Below are 24,317 nucleotides of genomic sequence, written 5' to 3' on the forward strand. Positions count from 1 at the left end.
CTTGTCCGGCGCGGCTGGCGCCGCCACCGCTGACGCGGGTCTGTCAGGCTGGAGGCATGACCTCCAACGCCGAGCTGCTCGAGATCGCCGCCACCATCGCCCGCCGGGCCGCCGCCTTCGCGTGGCAGCGCCGCCGCGACGGGGTCGAGATCGCCGCGTCGAAGTCGTCGCTGAGCGACATCGTCACGCGCGCCGACCGGGAGACCGAGCAGCTCATCCGCGACGCCCTGGCCGCCTCGCGGCCGCGGGACGGCTTCCTCGGTGAGGAGTCCGGGGGCGGGAGCAGCCAGAGCGGCCTCACCTGGGTGGTGGACCCGATCGACGGGACCGTCAACTACTACTACGGCATCCCCGCCTGGGCGGTGAGTGTCGCCGTCGTGGAGGGCGACTCCGACCCGGCGACGTGGCGGACGCTGGCCGGCGCTGTCGTCAACCCGGTCACCGGCGAGGCCTTCACCGCCTCCGCGGGAGGTGGGGCGCGCCTCAACGGGGAGCGCCTCCAGGTCACCACCGGCGTGGAGCTGCCGCTCGCCCTCGTCGGCACCGGCTTCGGGTACGACGCCGAGGTCCGTCGCAGGCAGGCCGCCTTCGTAGGCGAGCTGATCGGCGAGGTGCGGGACATCCGCCGGATCGGCGCCGCGTCACTCGATCTCTGCTCCGTCGCCGCCGGACGCCTCGACGCCTACTTCGAGCGCGGCCTGAACCCGTGGGACCACGCCGCCGGAGCACTGATCGCCGAGGAGGCCGGCGCCCGGGTCGCGGGACTCGATGGAGGCCCGGCCGACCGCCGCCTCCTGGTGGCGGCGGCGCCGGACCTCTTCGAGCAGTTGCACCCGCGCGTCGAGCGCTTCTACGCCGACTGGGAGTGACGCCGGGCGCCGCGACGCCCGGCGCAGGGCCCGCTCCCGCGCCCGGCGTCGCGCGCGCCGATCAGGCGAGCCAGACGGCGGTGTCGCGGGGGAGCATCCGTCCCTCCAGCGCGCCGCTCGCGAGCACGGCCTCCCCATCGGGAAGCTCGACGGGCTCGAGACCGAAGTTGACCACGACCGTCACCTCGCCCGAACGGAACGCCAGCGTGTCCCCGTCGAGCTCGAACCACTCGGGGGCGCCGAAGGCCAGGTCGTAACGGCGGCGCAGGACCAGCGCCTCCTGATACATGGTCAGCGTCGAGTCCGGCACGCCCTGCTGCGAGGACCGGGTGAAGCCGGCCCACGCCGCGGGCTGCGGCAGCCAGCTGGCGGACCCGGGTCCGAAGCCGTACGACGCCTCGTCGCCCTCCCACGGGATGGGGACGCGGCAGCCGTCGCGCCCGTAACGCTCGCCGTGGGTGCGGAACCAGGTCGGGTCCTGCCGAGCGTCGTCCGGGAGGTCGATCGCCTCAGGGAGGCCGAGCTCCTCGCCCTGATACACGTAGGCGGAACCGGGCAGCGCCAGCATGAGCGCGGTCGCGGCCCGGGCGCGGTGGAGGGCGAACACCGGGTCGGGGAGGCCCTGCGTCTTCGGGCCGATGCCGTGGCCCTGCAGGTTCTCACCCTCCAGGGCCAGCCGGGTCGCGTGGCGGACCACGTCGTGGTTGGAGAGCACCCAAGTGCTGGGCGCCCCGACGCTGCTGAAGGCGGCGATGGAGCGGTCGATCACGCTGCGGAGCGCTTCCGCATCCCAAGGCGTCTCCAGGTAGGCGAAGTTGAACGTCTGCTGCATCTCGTCCGGGCGCACCCAGCGGGCCAGCTTGTCCAGCGGTTCCACCCAGGCCTCGCCGCAGAGCACGCGGTCGCCCTCGTACTCGTCCAGAACGGTGTGCCAGTCGCGGTAGATCGCGTGGACACCGTCCTGCGCGAAGTACGGCGGCGTCGGCGGCTCGTACTCGGCGTGCGCGGCGATCTCCGGCTCGAGGGCGATTCCGCCCATGCTGCCCATGTTGGCGGGCGGCGTGTAGTCGGGGAGGCCGGCCTCCTTGACCATGCCGTGCGCCACATCCACGCGGAAACCGTCGACGCCGCGGTCCAGCCAGAAGCGGAGGATGCCGCGGAACTGCTCCCAGACCCACGGGTTCTCCCAGTCGAGGTCCGGCTGCGACTTGTCGAACAGGTGCAGGTACCACTGGCCCGGGGTGCCGTCGGCCTCGGCGATGCGCGTCCAGGCGCCCCCGCCGAAGATCGACTCCCAGTTGTTCGGCGGCAGCTCGCCGTTCTCGCCCTTCCCGTCGCGGAAGATGTAGCGCGCTCGCTCGGGGCTTCCGGGTGCGGCTGTCAGGGCCTCCTGGAACCAGACGTGGTCGCTGGAGGAGTGGTTCGGCACGATGTCGATGATGACCCGGAGACCGAGGCTGTGCGCCTCCGTCAGCATCGCGTCGAAGTCGGCGAGGGTGCCGAAGAGGGGGTCTACGTCGCAGTAGTCGGAGACGTCGTAGCCGGCGTCCCGCTGCGGCGACTTCTGGAACGGGGACAGCCAGACGGCGTCCACACCCAGTTCCCGCAGCGCGGGGAGGCGGCGGGTGATGCCGGGGAGGTCGCCCATCCCGTCGCCGTCGGAGTCGGCGAAGGAGCGCGGATAGACCTGGTAGATGACGGCGGAACGCCACCACTCGCGGCCGGGGGCCGACGGACTGAGGGCGGAAGCGGGGACGGGGGCGGTTGCGGAGATGGTGGTCACCTCGGGTTCGTATCGGGTGCGGATGGGGGTCAGGGGTGGACGGCGGTGCTCGAGCGGACGATCAGGTCGGCCGGTGCGGTGTGGCTGACGGGTGCCGGTGGCGGCCCGCCGTCGGGGCGGCGGAGGGCGCCGAGCGCCGTGAGCAGGAGTTCGGCGGCGCGCTCGCCCTGGCCGACAGGATGCTGCGCCACCGTGCTCAGGCCGAAGAACTCCGACAACGGGTGGTCGTCGATCCCGATCACGGAGACGTCCCTCGGCACCGAGAGGCCGAGGTCGCGGGCGGCGAGGATGGCGCCGATCGCCATCTCGTCGGAGGCGGCGAAGATCGCGGTCGGTCGTTCGTGCGGGGTGCCGAGCAGCTGCTTCGCCGCCTCGTAGCCACCGGGGAGCGTGAAGTCGGCGGCGCGGTGCATCCGCTCGTCCACGGGGAGTCCGGCCTCGGTCAGCGCCTGCTCATAGCCGAGGCGACGGCTGGTCGGGATGTGGAAGTCGAGGTCGAACTCGTGGGACGCGCCGATGTGGGCGATCCGGCGGTGACCGAGGGCGGTGAGGTGCTCGGTGGCGAGACGCGCGACCGCGACGTCGTCGATCATCACGGTGCTGACTCCGGCGAGGGGGCCGCCGACGCCGACGACCGGCTTGCCGAGCGCGAGGAGGCGGGACACCTCGTCCGCCGAGAGTTCGAGGGAGACGGTGAAGACCGCATCCACCCGGTTGCGCAGCAGGTGGTGCTCGAACACGCGCCGCCGCTCACCGCCGTCGCCGCTCAGGTTGTAGAGCGTCAAGTCGTAACCCTGGCCGAGCAGGACGCGCTCTGCGCCCTCGATGACGGACGTGAAGAACCAGCGGTTCAGGTGCGGCACGACCGCGCCGATGTTGCGGGTACGGCCGGACGCGAGGCTCGACGCGTCCGACGAGACGACGTAGCCGAGGTCGGAGGCTGCGCGCATCACGCGGTCGCGGGTTGAGGGGGAGACGGGGCCGTTGCCGCTCAGAGCCCGAGAGACGGTCGCGGTGGAGACGCCGGCCAGGCGGGCGACGTCGTCGATGCCGGCCATCCCGCCTCCTGGAGTCTTCTGCGGTGGAAGCGCTTGCGTCCACGGATGCACGGAATGTGACCGTACACAAGTGGAGTATAGCGATCCGCAGTGCAAGCGGTTGCAGTTGATGACGCCGCGAGACGCGTCGCTGCTGGCGTCAGTGATCCCTCAGTGCCAGTGGCTCGGGCGGCTGAGGGTCGCCGGGAGGAGCGTCCGCCCGTCTCCTGTCGCAGCGTTGACCTGCGCCTGCGTGAGGTAGATCGCCTCCCGCAGGTCGGCGCCGTCGAGACGTGCGTCGCGGAGGTCGGCGCCGATCAGCTCGGCCCTGGCGAGGTCGGCGTCGCGCACGTCGGCCGCGATCAGCAGTGCGCCGCGCAGCTCTGCGCCGCGCAGATCGGCACCGCGGAGATCGGCGCCCACGAGGTCGGAGCCGGGCCGGATGCGCGAGCGCGCGCCACGGCGGGGTCCTGCGCCGACGGGGCCGGACTCGCGGGCGAGCCGGGCGGCATCGCGCAGGAGCTGCGCCGCAGGCCCGCGGAGCTCCTCCACCTCGAGCGCGAGGATCCTCTCCGGGGACCCGTCGGCGACGTCCTGCACGTCCGCGCGCGCTCGGCGGAGGGCCGGATGGAGGCGTGCAGCGGCGGGGAGGGCGAGCGCCTCCTCCAGGTACCAGAGCAGTTCGTGCAGTTGACGCATCAGAGGGAACACCGCGAACATCGCGTCGCGCGTCGCCGCGTCGTCGCGCCAGCTCGCTCCGCCGAAAGTGTGCTGGGTCACCTGCTGGCCCGCGCCGAAGCAGTCGAAGACGGTGCAGCCCTTGAAGCCCCGATCGCGGAGCTCGGGATGGATGCGGCAGCGGTCGGTGTCGTCCAGGTTCACGCACGGGTCGCCGGCGGCCTTGTCGATTGCGAAGTCCGCGGAGCGGGCGAACGCGAGGGCGACGCAGCACAACCCGACGCACTGCGAGCAGTCCGCCCGGAGTGCGCAGCGGGTGTCGTCGACGATCTCCACCCGTCCACAGTACGGGCCCAGCGTCACCTTTCCACATCTTCAGGTCAACCCAGGAATAGGGCCAGGGACACGGCGTTAGCGTGGGATGACCGACACAACGAAGGAGACACGCATGACTGCACCCCGCCGCACGATCGGCTCATCCGACCTCGAGGTCTTCCCGCTCTCGCTCGGAGGCAACGTCTTCGGCTGGACCGCAGACAGGCAGACGTCGTTCGACGTGCTCGACGCGTACACGGCGGCCGGTGGCAACTTCGTCGACACGGCGGACGGCTACTCGGCGTGGGTACCCGGCAACACCGGCGGAGACTCTGAGCGCATCCTGGGCGAGTGGTTCGACGCGCGCGGCAATCGCGACGATGTGGTTCTCGCCACGAAGGTCAGCCAGCACCCCGACTTCAAGGGTTTGGCGGCCGACAACATCCGACGCGCGGCCGACGCGTCCCTCGAGCGCCTGAAATCCGACTACATCGACCTGTACTACGCGCACTTCGACGACGAGACGGTCCCGCTGGAGGAAACGGTGGGCGCCCTCTCCGAGCTCGTCGATGCGGGCAAGGTGCGCTACATCGGCATCTCGAACTACTCGCCGGAGCGGATCGAGGAGTGGTTCCGCATCACCGAACGGGAGGGCCTCCACCGCCCTGTGGCGCTCCAGCCGCACTACAACCTCGTCGAGCGTGCGTACGAGACGTCCTACCGCCCGATCGCCGAGCGCGAGGGGCTCGGTGTCATGCCGTACTTCGCCCTCGCCGCAGGGTTCCTGACCGGCAAGTACCGCGACGGCGTGACCGTCGACAGCGCCCGGGCGGGCGGCGCCGCCAAGTACCTGAACGACACCGGCCGCTCGGTGCTGTCCGCGCTCGACGACGTCGCCGCGTCGCACAACGTCTCGGTCGCCACCGTCGCGCTGGCGTGGCTCGCCGCGCAGCCGACGATCACCGCTCCCATCGCCAGCGCGCGGACCACCGAGCAGCTGCCCGACCTCCTCGCCTCCGTCTCGCTCGAGCTGTCGGCAGACGACCTGTCAGCGCTCGATGGCGCCTCGGAGGCCGCCAAGGCTGCCTGATCGCGGGTAGGGCGGGTCTGCGACACGGAGGCTGCGGTGGTTCGGAGCACCGCGCCGCAGATGGTATCCTCGTACGGTTGCCAAAGCGGCCGGACACCGGCCGGCGCAGGCTCCGCCCCCTTAGCTCATTGGTAGAGCACTTCCTTGGTAAGGAAGAGGTAGTGGGTCCGATTCCCACAGGGGGCTCCGTCTCCCCGTCACGCGACTCGTCGCACGACGAGGGGATGCCACGGCGGGGTAGCTCAGGTGGTTAGAGCACACGGCTCATAATCGTGGTGTCGCGGGTTCGAGTCCCGCCCTCGCTACATAGCTTGAAAACACTGGGAACGGCGGCTGTTGAACAGCCGCCGTTCTTTCGTTTCTCGGGCAATTTGGACACAATTTGGACACACTCCAAATCACCGAGGGTCGCTTCGATCGGTCGTAGTCACCCAATCGGGCTGTGGGCGAGGCGGTATGGCGAGGTCGTCGAGCGCCACAGAGGCGGCTTCGTCGAGCCGGTGTGCCACGTCGTCGAGGTCATCGTTGAAGAGGTCGGCGTAGACGTCGAGTGTCATTGCGGCGGAGGCGTGCCCGAGCATGCGTTGCACCGCCTTGACGTTGGCGCCCGCCGAGACAGCGAGGCTTGCCGTCGTGTGTCGCAGGTCGTGAATGGTCATCGGAGGCAGCTCCGCCGCTGCCAACGCTTTGTCGAACCATGAGTTCTGACGGATGGTCGGCGTGGTTTGGTGCTCGCCGAACCTCCCGGGGAAGACGAGCTCGGTTTCGGTCTTGCCGTGGGTGGCGTCGCGGAGCGCTCTGTCAAGGAGGGCGGGAAAGGGAACGCTGCGGCGTTTGTGGGTCTTGGGTGATCCGACGATCACCTCGCCGCGAACGAAGACGGCATTCTCGACGATGTGCAGCCGTCTCCGAGTGAGGTCGATGTCCTTCACTCGGAGTGCTGAGGCTTCGCCCCAGCGCACGCCCGTGTATCCGAGCAGGAGGATGAGTGTTCCGTTCGCACCGCATGCCCGGGCAAGTCGATGCAGTTGCTGGTGCGTGAGGTAGCGGTGCTCTCTGGACACCTTCCTGGGCAGTGAGACTCCGCGTGCCGGGTTGGAAGCGAGTCGATGGTCGCGCACCGCCACATCGAGAATGCCAGCCAGGATCCCGTAGCACCGGTGAACCAGTGCTGGTGACTTAGCCTTGCCGAAGCCTTCTCCGCCCGCGCTGAGTCCAGAGACCCACTGTTGGACGTCGCTGTGCCGAATCTCGCCGATCGCGCGTGTGCCCCAGGCCGGGCGGACGTGCAGCCGCCACGCAGACTCGACCACTGCGACCGATGACGGCTTGAGGTGGGTTTGCGCGGTCATCCACTGCTCGCCCAGTTCACCGATCGTGGCGCGAGCTTCGGCCGCGTCGATGTAGTCTCCGCGGGACTTCTTGACCTCGACAGACGCGAGGTACAGTTCCGCGTCCCGCTTGGTGCGAAAACCGCGCTTGTTCGCTTGGCTGTGGTCGGGTTTCCGGTAGCGCACTCGATAGCGGCGCCCCCTCGCGGACTCATAAGCTTCGATGCTTCCCATGGGGTCCTCCGCTCAGGCCGAATTGCCGCGCTCGTCGCGGCTTACACCCTTGGCGTTTCCTCGATGTTGGTTAGGCCGGCGGTGGCGAGCAGAGCTGCGACATCGGCGGCGTCTTTTGCGATCCGATTGATCCGCTTTTCAACGTCAGCATTTGCTCCGATCAGGTCAGGATCTCCGGAGGCCTTCTGGGACGCGAGCACGATTCTTAGCCGATTGAGCTCGCGTCGAAGGGTTCCGAGTTCCCGCAATGAGTTGAGCAGCGCAATGTCGGAGCGTTCGGACGCGTGACGCGGTCGATATGTGCTGGCTGGTGTCGCGGACAGCCAGCAGTCGAACTCGGCGGCACTCATTCCGTCGAAGTCGGCACTGAGGTTGGGCAGGTCGAGCGCGGAGTCGGGTGCCCCCATCGGGGCCAGCAGCATGCTCACCGGAACGTTCAGCCCGCGGGCGATGTTGAGTAGCTGGCTGACGCTGATGTCGGCCTTCCTACCTGACTCGATGTTCTCCAGGATCGCTTCGGTCACGTTGCCTCCGGGGATCGCCTCAGCGAGGTCCGCGGTGGTGCGAAAGCCGCGCGCCCTCCGCGCCAATCTGATGCGTACGCCGATGCCCAATTCGGTCCGGAAGTCTGCCATTTCAACAGCCTAGCGTGCCGTCCGTTGTCAAGCTAGCGAAAATGCGCTACCGTTTGTGCAACAACTCAAAAGCTCCTAGGTTGTCGAAACGGAGGAGATACGATGACTGGAGAATTCATACAGCCAGCTGAAGTGGTCGAGCTGACCGGGCTGTCCATCGCAGCACTCGCCCAGCTGCGTTATCACGGCAAGGGGCCGCGCTTCTACAAGCCGACACCGCGAACCGTCCTCTATAAGCGGGCGGAGGTGTTGGCATGGCTGGAAGCGAGCGCCCAGACGAAGACCGGAGTGTACGCATAGCCGACCAGGCGCAGGTCGCTCCCGGCGTCATCCAGGATTTCGTCGACGGCTACATTGTGCCGGTCGACCCGATGGATGATCTGGGCTGCGAGAGCTGTCACTAGAACCAGACTTCCACCCCGGCGCGTCGCACGTCTCGCACCCCTGTTCGGGGGTAGCGTGCGGCACCAAATGGAGCGGCCAGCCCTTACCCTCTTCACCGTGGCGCACGACTCACAGACCGAGTCCGGGCGGCGGTGACGCATCGTGGCTGAGACTCCCGAACTGCAGAGTCGCCCTCGCCACTCCATCTCTCGAACCGGACACGCCGCCTACCTGAATCCCCGGCGTGATCCCGGTTCACCGTCCTCACTCATTCTGTGCTGGCGCACATCAAGGCGCGCCGGCGCACCGCACTAACGGGTCCTCCCGACCCGAACCCGATCCTTCACACAAGCCACCTCCGCACAAGGAAGGTAGTGATCTCGTGGCTGAAGGAACCCACCTCCGCACGCGTGCAGATGCTCGACTGACGGAGTTGCTGCGCGAAGTCGACACACTGCTGCCGTATGTACGGTTTCAACTACGCGGCTGGCCTAGTGAAGTCGACGCCGTCTTACAGCTCGCCCGCGAAACGGTCTGGCATCGAAGCTCGCTGTACGACCCGGAGCGCGGGTCGCCGCACGCGTTCGTGTTCGGCATCACCCGCCACGTCGTACTCAGAGAAGTCGAGCGGAAGCACGTCGTCATGGACGACGTTCCGGAAGACGTCGAGTCCGATACCGACATTGACCCACTGGATGCGCTGATCCGTCGCTTCGACGCTCACCGCTGGATGGTGTTGGTCGCCGATTTCGTGGGGCCATCCGACTGGCAAGTGATGAGCGACCTCAGCCTTGCCAACGGCGACGCGGACCGGATAGCGGTCGCTCATCAGATGTCCAAACGCGGTCTGCGTTCGGTGCATGATCGGGTGTGTCAGACCGCCCGAACCGTGCTCGCCGCCCTGGCAGCCGCGGACGCCGGGCTGCCTCTTACAGGGTCGGTCATCGTGTCCTGCGTTCCCGAGATCGGTGGCTTTCGGGAGGTGGCGGAAATGATCGGCGACGACGCCACCACCATCGCCGCCAGCCTGCACATCCACCCGGGCTCCGCGCGGGCGCGTATCGCCACCGCGAAGCGACTGCTGATGATCGCCCGGGTCGTGCTTGAGCAAGAGGCCGCTGCATGATCAGCGCCAGCGCAGCGGCCGCTCGTGCGGTGACGCATCCGAGGACGATCCGGAACCTGCTGATCGTGGCGGCTGTCATCGTCCTCGTCGTCCCCGTCGCATTGGTCGCGGTGCCGGTCACCCTGGTGCTCGCGATGGGAGCCAACGGGTTCACCGGTGGCGGGGGAGTGTGCGGCGGAGCTGCACCCTCGGTCGACGCGCGGAAGACGATCGATGGGTACAGGGCGGAGCAGTTGAAGATCGCCGCGACGATCATCACCGTCGGCCAGCAGATGAGCGTTCCCCCGCACGGACTGACGTTGGCGCTGATGGTCGCGATTGGCGAGTCCGGGCTCCGCAACCTCGATCATGGCGACGCGGTCGACAACACCACCATCGGTGTCTTCCAGCAGGGCACGAGCTACGGCACCCGGGCGCAGCGGATGGACCCGGCGACTGCGGCCGCCGCGTTCTACACGCGGATGCTGCGCGTCCCGGACTGGCAGACCGCGGCTCCCACCCTGGTCGCGCACGCGGTCCAGATCAACGCGGACCCGAACCACTATGCCCCGTTCTGGACGCCCGCCGTACAGGTCCTCGCCGCCCTTGCCGGAGCCAGTGCGGCGTCGTGCCAGGTGCCGGCGGATGCCCGCGCTGCGGCAGCCGTCTTGGTGGGCGCGATCCACGCGAACAAGCTCAACTTCCTCGAGGGCCGCTACCAACAGCAGATCCTCAACATGGCCGACGGCACCGCAACACCGAATTGCACCATCGACGCCCACGTCCTGCAACTAATCGTCGTGGCCGTCCAAGCGTTCCAGCAGGTGGGAGTCAGCGACCTCAACCGGCGCTGCACCGGCATGACGCCCGGCGCCGGCACAGCGTCCGCGCACTGGAAGGGCAAGGCGGTCGATTTCTACGCGATCAACCGCCAGTCCCTCACCGGAGGAGACGCCCTATCGCTCCAGCTAATTCACACGCTGGATCCTTACGCCCCACAAGGGACGTCAGTCGGTCAAAGCGATTGCCGAGCACGCGCCCACGTGGTCCTGGGCGCGCTGTTGAACATCACCAGCGCCTTCCCCGACACCTGCAACCACCAACACATCCAGGTGCCCTGAGTCAGAGATTCCCGAGATGCGCGCCAAAAACCGTCCCGAGCCGGAAGTTCTAAGTGAAGGGCACGAAACCGAGGTGAAGTGAGATGACCAGAAAGCTGATGGCAGTCGCGGCGCTCGTCCCATGTCTGATCCTGGCCAGTTGTGCGGCCGCACCTCCAGCTAGGAACCCTTCGTTCACGACCGTCGCACCGACCACCCCGACCCGGACCGCGGCTGCGGCTGCGACGCCAGCCGCGGACGGCATCGTCGATACGGTGTACGTCCAGGTCTTCCCGGGGAAGACGTTCAAGGCCAAGCAAGGCTGCCGCTGCACACTTCCGAACTCGTCGCAGGAGCTTTTCCCGGCCGGCTCACCGGTGGTCTTCGTGAAGTTCACCATGACAGGCGAGTGGAAGCCCTCGCAGGTAACCAGACCTATCAGGACGTCACCGGCGCGACCCTGATGGGCACCCAGTTCGATGGTCGACCAGAGCCTGCGGTCCTAGACACCGCCGACGGACCCACCCTCGCAAAGGCGAACGGGCTCGCCTGGCTGCCGAGCGGACTTTTCCACGGCGAGTCCACCTGGACCATCCCAAACAACAAAGAACGCTCATTTGCCGCCGCCTGGTACCTCCCCGCGGGTGTCGACAGACTCCAGCTCACCATGGACGTCCCCTCGGAGGGACAACCGTTGCAACTGACCGTCCCTCTTCCCGCGTCCGCCACGAACGCAGCGAATCCGAGTGGGGAGTGACCTCATGAACCTCCTGCTGAATCTGCTCGGCGTCTTGGGGCTCGTCGTCGTCACGCTGCTCGGCATCGTCGGATCCGGGCTGCTTGCGGCGAAGCGGATGGCCGAGATCAACGAACCCCTGTTGAAACCAGATCCCACCGGAAAGAAGGCCAAATCATGAACGCCCTCAACGAAGCCCTCGTCCTCGTGCACTCCCGCACGATCAACGTAATGACCGTGAACAACCCGTCCCCGGACTTCTCCGGCCCAGGCGTCGGCGCCCTCCAGTCGATCGCGAACGTCGTGTTCGCCATCGTCCTCACCCTCGGCGTGATCGGCGGACTCATCGCCGCCGGTTTCATCGTCGTCGGCCACATCTCCAGCAACGGACGCGTCCAGAAGATGGGCATCGTCGGCGTTGTCAGCTGTGTTGCGGGGGTAGCCGTCGCCGCCGGAATCGCCGGTCTCATCAACTGGGGCCAGTCCCTTCACGTGGCGTGATCATGATGTTTGTTCTCGCCGCGCCACCGGATCCGTTCTCGCCGAACTACGGCTGCTTCATCTCCGATTTCGGCTGCCAAGCCTCACAGACCCTCGCCCAGTTCATGGGCTCTACCATCCGCAACCTCGGCGACTTCATCGCCACCATGATCGCCGGGTCATTCAACGCCAACATCGACCAGAGCAGCTGGGAGATCGCACACTCCCAATTCTTGTTCTGGGTCGCCATCACCGCACCGGTCATCCTCATAGTCGCCCTCGTGCAAATCGGGATCGCGATGATCCTGCAGGACTGGGCACGCATCGGCCGAACCGCAGCCGGCGCCGCTCTCGCCATCCCGTTCGCCGCAATCTGCGTGTGGGGCATGCAGAAGGCCTCCGGCGTCACCGACGCCGTCACCGCCAGCCTCACCTCAACCGTCCAAGGCGGAGATCTCAGCCAAGGACTGCTGCGGGTGGTGGGGATCCTCGACATCACAAAGCAGGCGCCGAACGCAGTCATGCACAACGCTCAGTTCACGCAGAGCGGAGTCGTCTTCACCATCGCTGCGCAAGGCGCGCAAGGACCGGGCGCCGTCGGCGAGTACGTACTTGCAGTGCTCGTCGTTGGGCTGATGATGATCGCCTCCCTGTTCCTATTCGTCGCCATGTCCATCCGCGAGTTCGGCCTTCTCGCCCTCGCGGCAATGGCCCCGGTCGGGTTGATGATGATCGGCCAGCCGAAGCTCACCGCTTGGGCACAGCGATGGATGAACCTCACCATCGGCCTTCTAATCGCCAAACCCCTTGCTGCCGGCGTTGTCCTCCTCGCCGTCGAGCTAACCAAAGCCAGTCTCAGCATCGGAGTTATCCTCGTCGCCGCCGGCGCCGTGATCGCCGCGTCGTTCTCCCCATTGTGGGCGACCAAGCTCGTGTCCTTTGCGGGCGCGGAAGTGGGCACCGCTCTGCATCACCGCTTTTCCGTGCGCGACCAGTTGTCGCGCGTCAACACCGCCGCAGCACCCGTTCGCTCCGCGGCACGGGTCATCAAGGTTGGGAGATAGCTCATGACCACCTTCACCGCCGACCAGATCATCACGGATGAAGGCGCACCCCGCGTACGCTTCGCCGCCCGCGAGCGCCGCGGCATCTTCCTCGGCCTCACCTTCCTCCAACTCGTCGTCATCGGAGGCGCCGTCGCCATCCTGCTGGCAACGCTGTTCATCAACCCGAACGCCCTCTGGGTCATGCTCCCGTTGATCGCGCTCGTCGTGTTCTTCGCCCTCGCCACCTACCGACGCGAACCAGTGCTGGTCATCGCCGCTCAAGCCGCTCGGTACGCGTACCGCAGCATCGCCGGCCAAACCATGTTCCGCCGAGACGTCTGGCTGCGGGTCGCCACCGCATCGCTGAACGTCGGCCACGCGCACGTCGCCGCCGTTACACCGACCGTCACCTCGAAGTTCCTCCTTCCCGGCGCGCTAGGGGACGTGCAGATCGTTCAAGTCCCCGGTGCTGGCGCGTTCATCTATAACGCACGTGGCCGGCTTGCTTCCATCACCGTACGAGTCGGGTCGAGGGCGTGGGCGCTTCGTGACAAGGGTGCGCAGGAAGCGGCCTACGACGGGTTCGTCGAATGGCTCAGCTCACTGGAAAACCTGCCCGGCGTCCGCGAGACCACCATCCGCATCCGGGTCGACCGGGCCTCCTCCAACGAGCTTCGCGACTACCTCATCGCCCGCGAAGGCGAACACGCCCCGCAGGTCAGCGCCGAACTTCGCCAGCAGTACGGGGAGCTCACCCAGGCCGCCTCCAAGCGGTCCATGGGCTTCACAAACTACGTCACCCTCACCTTCGACACCGTCGCGCTCAACGCCGCGATCCGCGACGCGGGCAGAGGGCTCATGGGACTCGCGGCCGTGCTCAAGGAGCGCGTGGCCGGCATCGAAACCTCGATGGAGCATGCCCGCCTCACACCCGCCGGATGGCTGACCTCCGACGACATGGACAACTTGCTCGCGCTCTCCGCCGACCCCGTCGCGGCAGCGACCCGGCGCGAGCAGGACGCCACCCTCGAGCCGCAGTCCGCACCGCCGGTGATGGGAATCGACGAGGGCTGGGACGCGATGCGCGTCGACGAGTCCTGGCACCAGACCTTCTGGGTCGCGGAATGGCCCCGCACCGACGTCCGCACCGGGTTCCTCGAGCCCCTCCTCTACGCCGGCGACGCAACCCGGGTCATCACGCTGCAGGTGCGGCCCGTTGCCACGCACAAAGCGCTGGCCCAGCTCAACCGCGCTCAGTCCGACATGGAAACCGCTGCCACGATCCGGATGAAGCTGTCCTCCCGGATCCCGCTCACTCACCTGCGCGAGGAGGAGGACCTGGCGGTCCGCGAGCATGACCTCGTCGACGGATTCGGGGACGTGCAGTACCGAGGGTTCGTCACCATCTCCGCCGAGTCCAAAGACGCCCTCGCGAAGGCGCGGACGGACATCGAGCAGGCCTCCCACCCTGCACGACTAATGCTGGCGTCGATGTCCGGGCAGCAAGCCGCCGGGTTCGTCACCGGAGCTCTACCGGTGCCTTTGGAAGGGGAGTGACGACGATGAAGCCCAACACGGTCATCGGCCGCATCCCCGCCGACGAGAAGCCCAGCGCCAACAGCCGCCACCACCAGAGCGCCGACGCGGACAAGAACTCGTCGTGGAAGATCCAGTCCGCGGAGTTGCCGGCGTCAAAGATGCCGGCGTGGGGGTGGAAGCAGCCACACAATCTGCGTGGCCCACTGCGCGCGACCCCACCCGCACACCGCTGCTCCTCGAAAGTCCTCGGGGGCGCGTACCCGTTCCTGGCCGAGACCGGCGACATCCTCACCGGCGCGTACATCGGCGAGAACGTGCTGTCGCGGGCGCCGTTCTGTTTCGACCCCTGGGACGCGTACTCCGCCGAGGCTGTCCGCTCGCACTCGGTCGCGATCCTTGGGGTGAAGGGGACGGGCAAGTCGATGCTGGCGAAGTCGTGGTCGTCTCGGCTGGCCCGCCTGGGGCGGAAGATCGCGGTCCCGCACGATCCGAACGGAGAGTGGGTGCGCGTCGCCGCCTACGTGGGCGGCACCTTCATCTCCGTCGGCCCCGGCAAAGCCGCCCGCATCAACCTCCTCGACGAAGGGCCGCGCGATGCGTCGTTCTCAGATGAGGACTGGAACCAGAACGTCCTCCAGTACCGTCGGGCGACGGTCAAGACCATCATCCGTCGGCTCCGGGAAGGCGGGAACCTGGAGCCGGTTGAGCACACGGCTCTCGATGTCGCCCTCGACACTATTCGCGGTCAGTCGACCGTGACCATCACCCACGTCTATGACCGGCTCGTCGACCCCAGTGAAGGTCTGCCGGTTGAGGTTGCGGACGCTGCCCGCCGGCTCGCGCATTCGCTGCGACGGATGGTCTCTGGAGATCTCACCGGATTCTTCGACGGACCTTCCACTGTCCGCTTCGACGCCGATGCACCGATGATGGTCGTCGACACGTCCGCCCTGAAGGGTGCATCTCCAGAAGCTCAGGCGTTGGCCCGGTTGGCTACGGCGAACTGGATCCGCCGCGCTAGCCTCGGCGCGAATCGGCAGGCCCGGGTCATCATCCATGAAGAGGCCGCCGTCGAGCTCCTCAACGACGTCTCCGGCGGCGACATGCTCGCCGACCGCGTCGAAGAGGAGAAGGTCGCCCGGCACCTCGGCACCAGCAACTGGTACCTCCTGCACCGGGTCGCCGACCTGGACGCGCTCGGCGACCGCAACAGCGCACTTCACTCACGCGCGCTCGGCCTCCTGGCGGACTGCGAGACCCGCATCTCCTACGCCCAGCACTCGGGAGAAATCGCCCGGTCCCGGGAGATCCTGGGCTGGAACGACACCCAGGCGGACCTCGTCCGGAAGCTCCATAAGGGCGAAGGGCTCTGGCAAATCGGCCAAGACCGGGTCGCGAAGGTGCGCAACATCTGCACAGACTACGAACTCGGGGTCTTCCGCACCGACACCATGGGTGGTGAGCGAGCATGAGAAACGACCACTCGTCCTGGACCCACATCGCCTTCTACGGCCTGTTCGCTGTTGTGGTCGTTGGGGCCCTGACGACCGGGATCGCTGGTGCGACCATCACGGTGACCTGCAACGGTGGCGGTCAGCCTGAAAGCGTCTTCGCAGGCCTGCAGCTCGCGATGAGTGGTGACCCGGGCGGCTTCGCCCTGGAGCCGGGATGCACCGCACCGGTGACCTTGATCCGCGTGCTCGACATCGTCGCCGGGTTCCTACTTCTCGGCGCTGTCGGAGCGGCCGTGATCTGGTGGCTTCGGTACCGCCAATCGGACCGGCACTTCATCCACGAGCTCCGCGGCCGCGACGGACTCGCCAAGCCCAGCGAGGTGGGCAAGCACACCTCCGCCCGAACCGCCCTGCGCCGCGCCAAGACCTTGCGACCGTCGCTGACCAACCCGACGCCGTCGGCCGCGGGATGGAAGGTCGGCAGCGCCCACGGGCAGGACGTGTACGTGTCGATCGAAGACTCGATCGTGGTCGAGGGCGCTCCCCGGTCCGGCAAGGGCTACCGGTTCATCATCAACGCAGTCCTCGACTGGGACGGCCCCCTGATCACCACCTCCACCCGCAACGACAACCTCTCCGCCACCATGCGCGAACGCGCCCGGATCGGCGACGTCACGGTGTTCGACCCGCAGGAGCTCACCGGCGTCCGCTCGGCGCTGCGGATCTCACCGGTCACCGGGTGCGAGGACCCCCTCATCGCTGATCAGCGAGGCCAGGCGATCGTCGCCGGCACCGCCCTCGGCGTATCCAAGACGAACCAGGAATGGGCGCAGGTGTCCTCCTCCGTGCTGTCCCGGCTTCTGCACGCGGCTGCCGTTTCCGGGCGAGGGATTGACGCTCTCGCGCGGTGGGGTTCCAACCCGCGGCTCGCTCTGGAAGCGGTCGGGGTGCTCGCCAACCAGGGGACACCGGGATGGTCCGAGGACTTGGACGCGATCATCAACGGCGACGAGAAGCTCCTCGCCAACTCCTGGTTCGGAGTATTCGGTGCCCTGCGCCCACTATCCATCCCCGCCATACGGAAGGCAATGACGCCAAGCCCGGGGGAGCAGTTCGATCTCGACGCGTTCCTCGCCGGTCCCAACAGCCTCTATCTCGTCGGCACCGGTGCTGGTGCCGGTTCCGTCGGTGGGTTTCTCGGCGCGATCCTTGACGACATTGTCGAGACCGCTCGCCGCAAAGCCCTCGCCTCACCCGGCTCCCGCCTCGACCCTCCGCTCGCGCTGATCCTGGACGAAATCGCCAACATGTTCTCCTGGCCAGCGTTACCGCGGATCATGGCCGACGGCGGCGGTATCGGCATCTCCACCGTCGTCGTCCTGCAGGCGCTCTCGCAGGCGGAGACCGCGTGGTCACGGTCGGAGGCCGACACCATCTGGTCGGCGGCCACCGCGAAACTGCTCCTCGGCGGAGCGTCCGATGTCGACCACCTCCGCGACATCGAATCCCTCCTCGGACTCCGCCGCATTCGGAACACCGGGCACTCGTACAACGACAACGGATCCTCCACGAACGTGCAGAACGAGAAGGTGCCGGTGATGACGATCGACGAGATCCGCCGCATGCCCGAAACCGTCGGGCTCCTCGCCTACCGGAACCGGCGCGGCATCCTGCTCGACCTTCGCGGCTGGACCGACCGCGACGACGCCCGCCAGGTGAGCGCCGGGAAGAAGCTCACTGAGCTCGACCAGCAGGTGGTCTTTGCAGAGCAGTATCAAGCCGCGCTCGATCGCCGGGGATCAGCGGGGGAGGGCAACTGATGTCGAACCGTCGCCGTTCCGCCCGGGACAACAGCTATCGCGCCCAGTACCTGCACTCCGTCGCATGGTTCGCCCGCCGCGACCGCTGGTTCGCTGAGGAACAGGCCCCCGGTGGAGACGCGCGCTGCGCGCTCTGCCTCGGCGCGGGAGACTCGCGCTCCCTTGAGCTGCACCATCTCGACTACCGCGGCGTCACCCAAACCCCACACGGCTGGGCGGCGCACGAGCAGCACCAAGACCTGATCGCGCTGCACCCGCGCTGCCACGAATACGTCCACCAGCTCATCGACCGCGACCGTGTGTTCTCGGGATTCGTTTCCCGCCGCACCGCGTCGCTCCAGGCAATCGCCCGGCTCCAGGCCAAAATCGCCCACTACATCGAAGCGTCACTGGAACAGCAGTGACCGACGACACCCCACTCGATGACCTCGTCGCCTCACTCGCCGAGCGATGGGAAGACGAAGCGCCTCGGCAGACTCCCGGCATGCTCGGCATCCGCGTCATCAACTGGCGCACCCTCGCCGACGCGGACGCTCCGGAAGTGTGGAGCGACCTACGCAGTTGGGTGGTCTGGTTCACCCGCCGTTACAACCTCCCCAGCCGCAAGATCCCGCCGTGCTGGTTCAAGCACGGCGCTCTGGTCGAAGAACTCTCCGCCCTCCACACCGCCTGGCTCGTCTCCTACGACAGCCTCGACGCCGGCTACGGACCCATCGGCTGGCACGAACGCCTCGCCGTCGCCATCCCACGCCTGGCGACTTGGTACAACGGCGAATGCCACAACGGCCACACCGAACTCCCACGAACCGGCGACGACGCCGTCCCCGACCAGTGGGCCGACTGGATCAGGCAGAGCCACGCCCGCTCCTGAGCGAGCCGCCGCGATGCGCGCCATTTGAGCGCTTTTTCGGTCCTCGAACCGGAAGTTCTAAGTGAAAGCGACCCCGACCAGCGGTCGCAAATCGAAAGGAAGAGAACGATGAGCACACGAGTCCCGATCAGCATCGAAGGCAACCTCGTCGCCGACCCCGACTACGGCGAATCCCAGAACGGCACCAAGTTCGCCAAGTTCACCGTCGCCGTCACCGATCGCAAGCAGGTCGACGGCAAGTGGGTCGACGGCGACACCCAGTACCACCGCACCACCGTCTTCGGCCGCACCGCCGAGAACGTCCGCGCCAGCCTCACCAAAGGCGACACCGTCATCGTCAACGGCAACCTCGAGTTCCGCCACTGGACCGACCAAGCCACCGGCGAACCCCGCGCCGCCACCGAAGTCGTCGCCGACAGCGTCGGACCGTCCCTCCGCTACACCACGGCGGAGGTCACCCGCCGCGCCCCAAAAGCTGACGGCCCGGAAGTCACCGGGCCGCGAGTCGCGAGCGCTCTTCGTTCTGGCGCCTCGGTGGCATAGGAGAGCAACAGCGGCGGGGGCGCCTAGCGACCCCGCCGCTGCCATGCGCGGACAACTTGCGTCCCGCGAAAGAGGGGGCGAAGAAGGCCCCTAGCCACCGGCGGTGGCCCATAGGATTTCAAAGTGTCAGTTTTCACTCCGTCCGCTGTCGCCGCCGTCGGCGGCGCACTGCATCGGGGCATGCCGACTCGGCAAACCAATCTCATGGAGCTCTTCCAGGAGTCGATCGTCGGAGCGATCGCTGCAGCCGCGGGCTGCAACGTCGGTACGCCCCGCATCGACAACGGAATCGACCTCGACCTGACGCACGAGATGCCGAACGACGACGACGCGATACTCAGAGTTCAGCTGAAGGCAGTTTCGTCTGGCTGGAACGCGAACAAGTCGCAGATCAGTGCAAAGATGCACAGGACGCGATACGACAAGATGCGTCGCATTAATCCGTCCCTGAAGCAGATCGTCGTCATCATGGACCTGCCGGCCAACCAGGAAGAGTGGATCCGCTCGGAGCATCCCTTCACCCTCGCGCAGCATTGCTGCTACTGGGCGAATCTAGAGGGTGAGCCAGAGTTCGCTGGAGCGGGCGACATGGTAACCGTGTCGGCTGCCGCCACTAATGTTTTCGATGACGTAGCACTTTGCCAGATCATGGCCAGAATCCGGGCAGGTGGCGCACCATGAGCGCTCCAGAAGTGAGCAGGGAAACGCTGCGCCGCGCGCTGCTACGTCTTGGATGGTCCGAGGTCGGTTCCTTCCGGAACACGTTGCAGTATTGGGAGCCGGACCGCGCTCGACGCACTGATCTAGCAGAGCTGGAGCGTGTCATCATTCCTCTCGACGAGAATGCCTCGGACGCGGCCGACCTGGTCGAAGAAGCCACGGCCTATCTGGGACAGCGCTATGGCCAGGAATTTGAGCAGACGATCGAGATGGTCGATCTAATGCTCGCGCGCCACCTCGACGAGGTCGAAGTGAGGCGCGAAACAAAGAACTCCGCTGGGCTCATCGAGTGGCAGCTGGGAAACGAAGCGGTCGTGAGTACCCGCGACATCCTGTCGGCAGCCGCAAAGGCCGCAGCGTCCAAGCGAAAGCGCTACTTCAACTCCGAGTCAATCATCTCCGACGAGTTCCTTTCGCAGTGCTTCATGGGACAAACGAAGGTCGGGAGTTACGTGGTGACGGCCCTTACGCCGGCAGAAGTCTCTCTAGCAACGTCCAGAAGTGAGAAGGATCAAGCCCGCCATCCTCGAATTGAGGGCCGGATGGTTACTGAGACCTTGGCCGAATCACTCGTCGCTGTGAAAGACGCTATCGCCGAAGTTCGCAGTTCCGGAGGCCAAGTCGAGGCGTTTGAACTTGCCGTTGCGTCTGGTGTGTCATTTGAACTCCTTTCCGCCCTCGAACCGCTCACCAGGGGCACGGAGTCTGGAATTCAGATAGCGTACTTTCGAACCGACCTCGAGGACTCCTCACACGCGCCTGTCCGTCAGCCGATTGAGGTGGCGTTCACTCCCGAGGACGGCCAAGTAATCGGGCAGGCCCGTCAATTTTTCGAGGCCGCCCCGGAGCCATCACTAGCGCGAGTCACCGGCGAAGTTACGAACCTGAAGAACTCCACCGCGGGGTCGGAACACCAAATCAAAATGGCAGCTCGGATAAATGGGAAGCCCAAAATGGTCACCGTGGAGTTGACGGCAGATCAATATGACGAGGCTGTCACTGCGCATGGGCAGAAGCGACTCTTCACAGTCGTTGGCGAGCTCGAATCACGCCAACGGGGTGCTTTTGTCCACAGCGCTGAAAGGGTTCGCGTCGAAGAGGCGATGGTGAGCGACGTTGAAATTCGATCGCGACCCGACCGCACCAGCGCGCTCCCGCCAGCCATGTTTGATTAGCGAATCGGCGTGCGGAGTTCGGTAACGCTCCAAGCCTGAACGGATGTTCGTGGCAGACTGCAGAAGAGATCGTTCCTAGTTCGCCAGCGGTTAGGTGGACACTAAGGGCATGGGCCTTGAATCACCCCTACCCCGTCAATGGAGAGCATCCGATGACGAAGCTGTAGAGCTGTGCCGTGATTGGATGATCTATCTCGGTGCCACCGACGTGGTCGTGGCGCAGGGGGAGACTCAAAATACCTGCGATCTATATAGCATTCGTTTTTTGGCTTGGGTCGACAACCGCCGGCAGAACCTCGACGTTGAGGTTGTTCAGAACGCCGCGAACGTCGCTGCCGCGGACGGGCGATACCCATTGGTTTTCGTGCCTGGAGGAGTCTTTCCGGAAGCGCAGGACTTGGCAGACGCACTTGGGGTGGCTATTTTACGTTTTGATTCGCTCGGCGGGGATCTCGACGGTGCGAGCGCAATGGGCCGTCGGCTTCGCGCGACTGGCCTTGCCGCGGTCGCGACTTGAGGTTCAGTTCATATCGGGCGTGGAGCCGAGCACAGTAGCGGCCGACCCCGCAGAGCCAGTGACGACTTGCGCGGCGCGGCTTAGCTCGATTCGCGCGGCCGCGCGCGACTTCTCCAGTGTTTCTTCCACCGGATGCCGCTGCATTGCCTCCACGAGTTGAGATCGCGCGGACGCCTCGGTCGGAGCCACGACGACGGCTTGGTTGTTGTCCTTGCCTCTTGTGAGCCCAACGTACAGTCCCGCTGCATCAACGCCAGGACCGACAATTGACAGGTCAGTCGTCTCTCCCTGAACCCCGTACACCGTCGTCGCGTAAGCCAAATGCAGATGCGATTCGGCGTAATCGAGAGAGACCTTTCGGAGATCCAACGAATCATTGGCCGACGCGAGCATTACGTGGTTGGTGCTGACCTTTCGCACAAGCCAGTTCTGGCGATTCTGAACATCGGTTGTTCTGTCGTTGCGACGAGTTTGCACCACGTCGCCAACGAATATCAGCTGTCCAGCCTGACCAGATACTGCCTGGCGAACGTCGATGGAACCTTCTGCGATTCTTCGGGCCTGAATGTTTTCGCTGAGGGTCTGGGCCTCAGCGTGAGTAGCCGTGACAAGTGCTATGGATCGACCACCGCGCTGAGCTTCGAACCAGGCGTTCACCATTGAATCGCGCGCCTCCACCTCATTGTTCGTAAGGATCACGTGATCTGTGCGAAGTAGTTCATCGGCGATGTCGCCTGCGTCCGCGCTCCCCGGACTGCGAAGCCGAAGGCTCAGGTCTGCCCACGATGAATCGGTGAATCGGTGAATTGTCAGGAGCTCGACCTGGCGACTAGCACGACGCCAGAAGAGTGCCATGGCGCCGGAGTGGCCCACAGGGAGTGCTTGGTGTTGATCTCCAACTAGAGCGACGCCCGCCCCGGTCCGGGCGACGACGTCAAGGAGTGCATTTGCGGCCTCGAGGTCGAGCATGCCGGCTTCGTCAATAACGATGCGATCGCCAGGACGGATCTCGATTCGCGGGCCCGTATATTGAGCCCCGGTCATCGGGTCGGCTTCACCCGGGCGTAGGCAAGACCAAACGGTCGCGCCCGCCCGATTGCTGCTCCACCGCCACCCGTAATCGTGAAGGAGTTGATGAAGGGAGGACGATGAACTCGCGGTTTCACGGCCGGCGACGACGGAGGCCTTTTTCGTCGGCGCGACGATGAACATCGAGCGACCGCGCCGACGTAGTGCAACACCGGCAACCTTAAGCATCGTCGTCTTGCCCGTGCCAGCCGCACCGGAGATCGCTACTATTCGGTCGGAGCCGGCGATTGAGGCAGCCCCTTGAAGCTGGCCCCTGTCGAGACTGCGCTGTGGCTCGATAGCGCGGGCAGTCGCGGTGATCTCGTCCGCGTGCAGGGCCTCGCCAGGGGCCGCAAGTGAGTCGGTTCGATGTGAAACCGTTGCTTTGAGGGTTGCGGTCGAAGTTGCCATCCGCCGCTTGATATGCGCCGGAACCCTCGACTCAGGCAGCAGATTCACCGTGTGTGTCCGCATGGCGAGCGAGGTCACTTCGTCGACGACCTCCGCGAGTCGAACGTGGTCTTCGATCGCGCCGGATGCAGCAATCGCTCGAATCGCTCCGGCTCGGACATCCATGTCGCTGAATCGTCCCCCCGTCCCGGTCGACCGAGCATCCGCATCGACAATCGCCTTCGCCGCGAGAAGCTCGACATCGAGCTCCTCGATGGCGACCGATCGGATCCAGGACGCGCCCCGCGGTCGACTTAGTTCTGGATCTGCACGGAGAAGCTCGGCCAACACTAGCGAGGCCCAATCCTCCTCGTTCAGCTGGCCAGGCTTGTTCGGCCTACCGGCCGCCCATGCCCACTGATCGATCTGGGTCAGCACGGTGGGGGAGGGCTCCTCGTTGGGGTGCTGCTCCCTCCACTGTCGGAGATGCGTCGCCTTGTTCGACTCGATCTGTGCGGAGCGCTTTGATAGAGGCCGCACCAGATGCTGCAGCTGCGCGATCTCCCCGTCCGAGTTCAGGGTGAAGCCCCTCGACGCCAGGGCGGCGACCCATGCCGGGTCAGTCCGCGACGCGAGGTCGCCCTCCGCGTTCACGACATTCTGAAACCGCAGAGCAACGCGAGTATCAACGTTGGACCACTTCCCGTCGGCCCCTTGGACCTTGACGTTCAGCCACAGGTGGCGGTGCTTATGCGGGTCCAGCGAGCGCGACCGTTCGTGTCGCAGCTCAACGACTTCGATGCGAGCGAGGTCCTCTCGGATGGAACCCTGCTTTCCACGGCGGGCGTTGAGCTCGGTCTGCCACAGCTTGATGATTCGGTCCCGCAACCGGTCCTGCAGATCCTCGTACGCGGCCGCCAGCTCAGGGTCGAGCATCGCCGCGATCGAGAACGACTTCGGGGCATTGATCGTCGCATCCAGAATCAGATCCGCAATCGGCGACTCCAGATCCCGCCCGCGGCGCTCACCGGTAAGCGGGTCAATACCGTCGACCCAATCCTTCAGCTGGGACCGGGTGAGCAAGTCATCGCGGATGGCACCATTCTCGACGATGTACCGCGTCATCACCGCGTCCGCGTACCCGGCGGCGGCAAGTGCGCCGTCGGCGGTCCTGGCAGTCAGCGTGGCGTCGCAGACGCCGCCGAAGGCGTAGTGCACGGCCTGCTTGACCCCTTGGGCCGCCTGCCCGCGCTTCCAGCGCGCCACTCCACCTCTCACACTTAGAACTTCCGATTGCGCGCTCATTTTGGCGCGCATCGCGCGCGCACATCTCGAAGTGTGATGTCTCAGGACATCGGAAGCGAAAGTGTCTCAGGACATCGGAAGCGGTCGGTGTC

At 66.1% G+C, this 24,317-nt stretch carries 25 protein-coding genes and 2 tRNA genes; 20 read left to right on the plus strand and 7 right to left on the minus strand.

Features of this window, described 5'->3' with window-relative positions:
• Positions 1-56 precede the first annotated feature (56 nt).
• Positions 57-869, plus strand: a complete 813-nt coding sequence (locus tag SB754_RS18825; protein ID WP_410783929.1) for an inositol monophosphatase family protein — start codon at positions 57-59, stop codon at positions 867-869.
• A 61-nt stretch (positions 870-930) separates the two neighbouring features.
• Here SB754_RS18825 and SB754_RS18830 read toward each other — a convergent pair whose 3' ends face one another.
• From SB754_RS18830 to SB754_RS18840, 3 genes are all read right to left on the minus strand, one after another.
• Positions 931-2,652 carry a glycoside hydrolase family 13 protein gene (locus tag SB754_RS18830; RefSeq protein WP_410783930.1) on the minus strand — a complete coding sequence of 574 codons (1,722 nt, stop codon included), beginning with the start codon at positions 2,650-2,652 and terminating at the stop codon, positions 931-933.
• Positions 2,653-2,681: 29 nt separating this feature from the next.
• Positions 2,682-3,710 carry a LacI family DNA-binding transcriptional regulator gene (locus SB754_RS18835; protein WP_410783931.1) on the minus strand — a complete coding sequence of 343 codons (1,029 nt, stop codon included), beginning with the start codon at positions 3,708-3,710 and terminating at the stop codon, positions 2,682-2,684.
• 150 nt (positions 3,711-3,860) lie between these two features.
• Positions 3,861-4,703: a pentapeptide repeat-containing protein gene (locus tag SB754_RS18840; protein ID WP_410783932.1), complete on the minus strand. Its 843-nt coding sequence runs from the start codon at positions 4,701-4,703 to the stop codon at positions 3,861-3,863.
• Positions 4,704-4,815: 112 nt separating this feature from the next.
• Between SB754_RS18840 and SB754_RS18845 the strand changes: the two genes are divergently transcribed.
• The 3 genes from SB754_RS18845 to SB754_RS18855 all read left to right on the plus strand — a co-directional run bounded on the left by SB754_RS18845 (position 4,816) and on the right by SB754_RS18855 (position 6,077).
• Complete coding sequence (locus SB754_RS18845; RefSeq protein WP_410783933.1) at positions 4,816-5,772, plus strand: aldo/keto reductase; 957 nt, start codon at positions 4,816-4,818, stop codon at positions 5,770-5,772.
• Between the two features lie 114 nt (positions 5,773-5,886).
• Positions 5,887-5,958: transfer RNA gene (locus SB754_RS18850), tRNA-Thr, on the plus strand.
• 45 nt (positions 5,959-6,003) lie between these two features.
• A tRNA-Met gene (locus tag SB754_RS18855) sits at positions 6,004-6,077 on the plus strand.
• 93 nt (positions 6,078-6,170) lie between these two features.
• On the opposite strand, the gene SB754_RS18860 is transcribed toward SB754_RS18855, so the two are convergent.
• Both SB754_RS18860 and SB754_RS18865 read right to left on the minus strand, forming a co-directional pair.
• The gene (locus SB754_RS18860; RefSeq protein WP_410783934.1) at positions 6,171-7,337 is read right to left on the minus strand and encodes a tyrosine-type recombinase/integrase; all 1,167 of its coding nucleotides are present in this window, start codon (positions 7,335-7,337) and stop codon (positions 6,171-6,173) included.
• Between the two features lie 41 nt (positions 7,338-7,378).
• Positions 7,379-7,972, minus strand: coding sequence for a helix-turn-helix domain-containing protein (locus tag SB754_RS18865; RefSeq protein ID WP_410783935.1), 594 nt, complete (start codon positions 7,970-7,972; stop codon positions 7,379-7,381).
• Between the two features lie 102 nt (positions 7,973-8,074).
• On the opposite strand from SB754_RS18865, the gene SB754_RS18870 reads away from it, so the two are divergent.
• From SB754_RS18870 to SB754_RS18880, 3 genes are all read left to right on the plus strand, one after another.
• A complete protein-coding gene (locus tag SB754_RS18870; RefSeq protein ID WP_208042477.1) occupies positions 8,075-8,272 on the plus strand; it encodes a hypothetical protein in 198 nt (65 codons plus the stop codon).
• 466 nt (positions 8,273-8,738) lie between these two features.
• Positions 8,739-9,482, plus strand: coding sequence for a hypothetical protein (locus tag SB754_RS18875; RefSeq protein ID WP_410783936.1), 744 nt, complete (start codon positions 8,739-8,741; stop codon positions 9,480-9,482).
• Complete coding sequence (locus SB754_RS18880; protein WP_410783937.1) at positions 9,479-10,582, plus strand: hypothetical protein; 1,104 nt, start codon at positions 9,479-9,481, stop codon at positions 10,580-10,582. The genes SB754_RS18875 and SB754_RS18880 overlap by 4 nt, the downstream gene beginning before the upstream one ends.
• A gap of 49 nt (positions 10,583-10,631) precedes the next feature.
• Here the strand turns inward: SB754_RS18880 and SB754_RS18885 are convergent, their stop codons facing one another.
• Positions 10,632-10,961: a hypothetical protein gene (locus SB754_RS18885; RefSeq protein ID WP_410783938.1), complete on the minus strand. Its 330-nt coding sequence runs from the start codon at positions 10,959-10,961 to the stop codon at positions 10,632-10,634.
• A 9-nt stretch (positions 10,962-10,970) separates the two neighbouring features.
• Here SB754_RS18885 and SB754_RS18890 point away from each other — a divergent pair, with 9 nt between their 5' ends.
• The 13 genes from SB754_RS18890 to SB754_RS18950 all read left to right on the plus strand — a co-directional run bounded on the left by SB754_RS18890 (position 10,971) and on the right by SB754_RS18950 (position 21,462).
• On the plus strand, positions 10,971-11,318 hold the full coding sequence (locus SB754_RS18890; protein ID WP_410783939.1) for a hypothetical protein: 348 nt from the start codon (positions 10,971-10,973) through the stop codon (positions 11,316-11,318).
• 4 nt (positions 11,319-11,322) lie between these two features.
• A complete protein-coding gene (locus SB754_RS18895; RefSeq protein ID WP_410783940.1) occupies positions 11,323-11,478 on the plus strand; it encodes a hypothetical protein in 156 nt (51 codons plus the stop codon).
• Complete coding sequence (locus tag SB754_RS18900; RefSeq protein ID WP_410783941.1) at positions 11,475-11,798, plus strand: hypothetical protein; 324 nt, start codon at positions 11,475-11,477, stop codon at positions 11,796-11,798. Before SB754_RS18895 ends, SB754_RS18900 begins: the two co-directional genes overlap by 4 nt.
• A 2-nt stretch (positions 11,799-11,800) precedes the next feature.
• Positions 11,801-12,841, plus strand: coding sequence for a hypothetical protein (locus SB754_RS18905; protein WP_410783942.1), 1,041 nt, complete (start codon positions 11,801-11,803; stop codon positions 12,839-12,841).
• A gap of 3 nt (positions 12,842-12,844) precedes the next feature.
• On the plus strand, positions 12,845-14,380 hold the full coding sequence (locus tag SB754_RS18910; RefSeq protein ID WP_410783943.1) for an SCO6880 family protein: 1,536 nt from the start codon (positions 12,845-12,847) through the stop codon (positions 14,378-14,380).
• Entirely contained in the window at positions 14,377-15,834 is a 1,458-nt protein-coding gene (locus SB754_RS18915) for an ATP-binding protein (RefSeq protein ID WP_410783944.1), read from the plus strand. Before SB754_RS18910 ends, SB754_RS18915 begins: the two co-directional genes overlap by 4 nt.
• The gene (locus SB754_RS18920; protein WP_410783945.1) at positions 15,831-17,636 is read left to right on the plus strand and encodes a type IV secretory system conjugative DNA transfer family protein; all 1,806 of its coding nucleotides are present in this window, start codon (positions 15,831-15,833) and stop codon (positions 17,634-17,636) included. Before SB754_RS18915 ends, SB754_RS18920 begins: the two co-directional genes overlap by 4 nt.
• The gene (locus SB754_RS18925; protein ID WP_410783946.1) at positions 17,636-18,040 is read left to right on the plus strand and encodes a hypothetical protein; all 405 of its coding nucleotides are present in this window, start codon (positions 17,636-17,638) and stop codon (positions 18,038-18,040) included. The genes SB754_RS18920 and SB754_RS18925 overlap by 1 nt, the downstream gene beginning before the upstream one ends.
• Positions 18,037-18,507: a hypothetical protein gene (locus tag SB754_RS18930; protein WP_410783947.1), complete on the plus strand. Its 471-nt coding sequence runs from the start codon at positions 18,037-18,039 to the stop codon at positions 18,505-18,507. Before SB754_RS18925 ends, SB754_RS18930 begins: the two co-directional genes overlap by 4 nt.
• Before the next feature lie 108 nt (positions 18,508-18,615).
• Positions 18,616-19,050: a single-stranded DNA-binding protein gene (locus SB754_RS18935; RefSeq protein WP_410783948.1), complete on the plus strand. Its 435-nt coding sequence runs from the start codon at positions 18,616-18,618 to the stop codon at positions 19,048-19,050.
• A 123-nt stretch (positions 19,051-19,173) separates the two neighbouring features.
• Positions 19,174-19,731, plus strand: a complete 558-nt coding sequence (locus tag SB754_RS18940) for a DUF4365 domain-containing protein (RefSeq protein WP_410783949.1) — start codon at positions 19,174-19,176, stop codon at positions 19,729-19,731.
• Positions 19,728-20,945, plus strand: a complete 1,218-nt coding sequence (locus tag SB754_RS18945; RefSeq protein WP_410783950.1) for a hypothetical protein — start codon at positions 19,728-19,730, stop codon at positions 20,943-20,945. The genes SB754_RS18940 and SB754_RS18945 overlap by 4 nt, the downstream gene beginning before the upstream one ends.
• Positions 20,946-21,129: 184 nt before the next feature.
• Entirely contained in the window at positions 21,130-21,462 is a 333-nt protein-coding gene (locus SB754_RS18950) for a hypothetical protein (RefSeq protein WP_410783951.1), read from the plus strand.
• Positions 21,463-21,465: 3 nt separating this feature from the next.
• Here the strand turns inward: SB754_RS18950 and SB754_RS18955 are convergent, their stop codons facing one another.
• Positions 21,466-24,186 carry an AAA family ATPase gene (locus SB754_RS18955; protein WP_410783952.1) on the minus strand — a complete coding sequence of 907 codons (2,721 nt, stop codon included), beginning with the start codon at positions 24,184-24,186 and terminating at the stop codon, positions 21,466-21,468.
• Positions 24,187-24,317: the final 131 nt, after the last annotated feature.

This window comes from Leifsonia sp. SIMBA_070, from assembly GCF_046534635.1.
Lineage (GTDB): Bacteria > Actinomycetota > Actinomycetes > Actinomycetales > Microbacteriaceae > Leifsonia.

Bases quoted from the DNA above. Each gene is read 5' to 3' on its own strand.
- SB754_RS18825 (WP_410783929.1), top strand. From the start codon at position 57: ATGACCTCCAACGCCGAGCTGCTCGAGATCGCCGCCACCATCGCCCGC.
- SB754_RS18835 (WP_410783931.1), bottom strand. From the start codon at position 3,710: ATGGCCGGCATCGACGACGTCGCCCGCCTGGCCGGCGTCTCCACCGCG.
- SB754_RS18845 (WP_410783933.1), top strand. From the start codon at position 4,816: ATGACTGCACCCCGCCGCACGATCGGCTCATCCGACCTCGAGGTCTTC.
- SB754_RS18860 (WP_410783934.1), bottom strand. From the start codon at position 7,337: ATGGGAAGCATCGAAGCTTATGAGTCCGCGAGGGGGCGCCGCTATCGA.
- SB754_RS18865 (WP_410783935.1), bottom strand. From the start codon at position 7,972: ATGGCAGACTTCCGGACCGAATTGGGCATCGGCGTACGCATCAGATTG.
- SB754_RS18870 (WP_208042477.1), top strand. From the start codon at position 8,075: ATGACTGGAGAATTCATACAGCCAGCTGAAGTGGTCGAGCTGACCGGG.
- SB754_RS18880 (WP_410783937.1), top strand. From the start codon at position 9,479: ATGATCAGCGCCAGCGCAGCGGCCGCTCGTGCGGTGACGCATCCGAGG.
- SB754_RS18885 (WP_410783938.1), bottom strand. From the start codon at position 10,961: ATGGTGAACTTCACGAAGACCACCGGTGAGCCGGCCGGGAAAAGCTCC.
- SB754_RS18895 (WP_410783940.1), top strand. From the start codon at position 11,323: ATGAACCTCCTGCTGAATCTGCTCGGCGTCTTGGGGCTCGTCGTCGTC.
- SB754_RS18900 (WP_410783941.1), top strand. From the start codon at position 11,475: ATGAACGCCCTCAACGAAGCCCTCGTCCTCGTGCACTCCCGCACGATC.
- SB754_RS18905 (WP_410783942.1), top strand. From the start codon at position 11,801: ATGATGTTTGTTCTCGCCGCGCCACCGGATCCGTTCTCGCCGAACTAC.
- SB754_RS18910 (WP_410783943.1), top strand. From the start codon at position 12,845: ATGACCACCTTCACCGCCGACCAGATCATCACGGATGAAGGCGCACCC.
- SB754_RS18920 (WP_410783945.1), top strand. From the start codon at position 15,831: ATGAGAAACGACCACTCGTCCTGGACCCACATCGCCTTCTACGGCCTG.
- SB754_RS18925 (WP_410783946.1), top strand. From the start codon at position 17,636: ATGTCGAACCGTCGCCGTTCCGCCCGGGACAACAGCTATCGCGCCCAG.
- SB754_RS18935 (WP_410783948.1), top strand. From the start codon at position 18,616: ATGAGCACACGAGTCCCGATCAGCATCGAAGGCAACCTCGTCGCCGAC.
- SB754_RS18945 (WP_410783950.1), top strand. From the start codon at position 19,728: ATGAGCGCTCCAGAAGTGAGCAGGGAAACGCTGCGCCGCGCGCTGCTA.
- SB754_RS18950 (WP_410783951.1), top strand. From the start codon at position 21,130: ATGATCTATCTCGGTGCCACCGACGTGGTCGTGGCGCAGGGGGAGACT.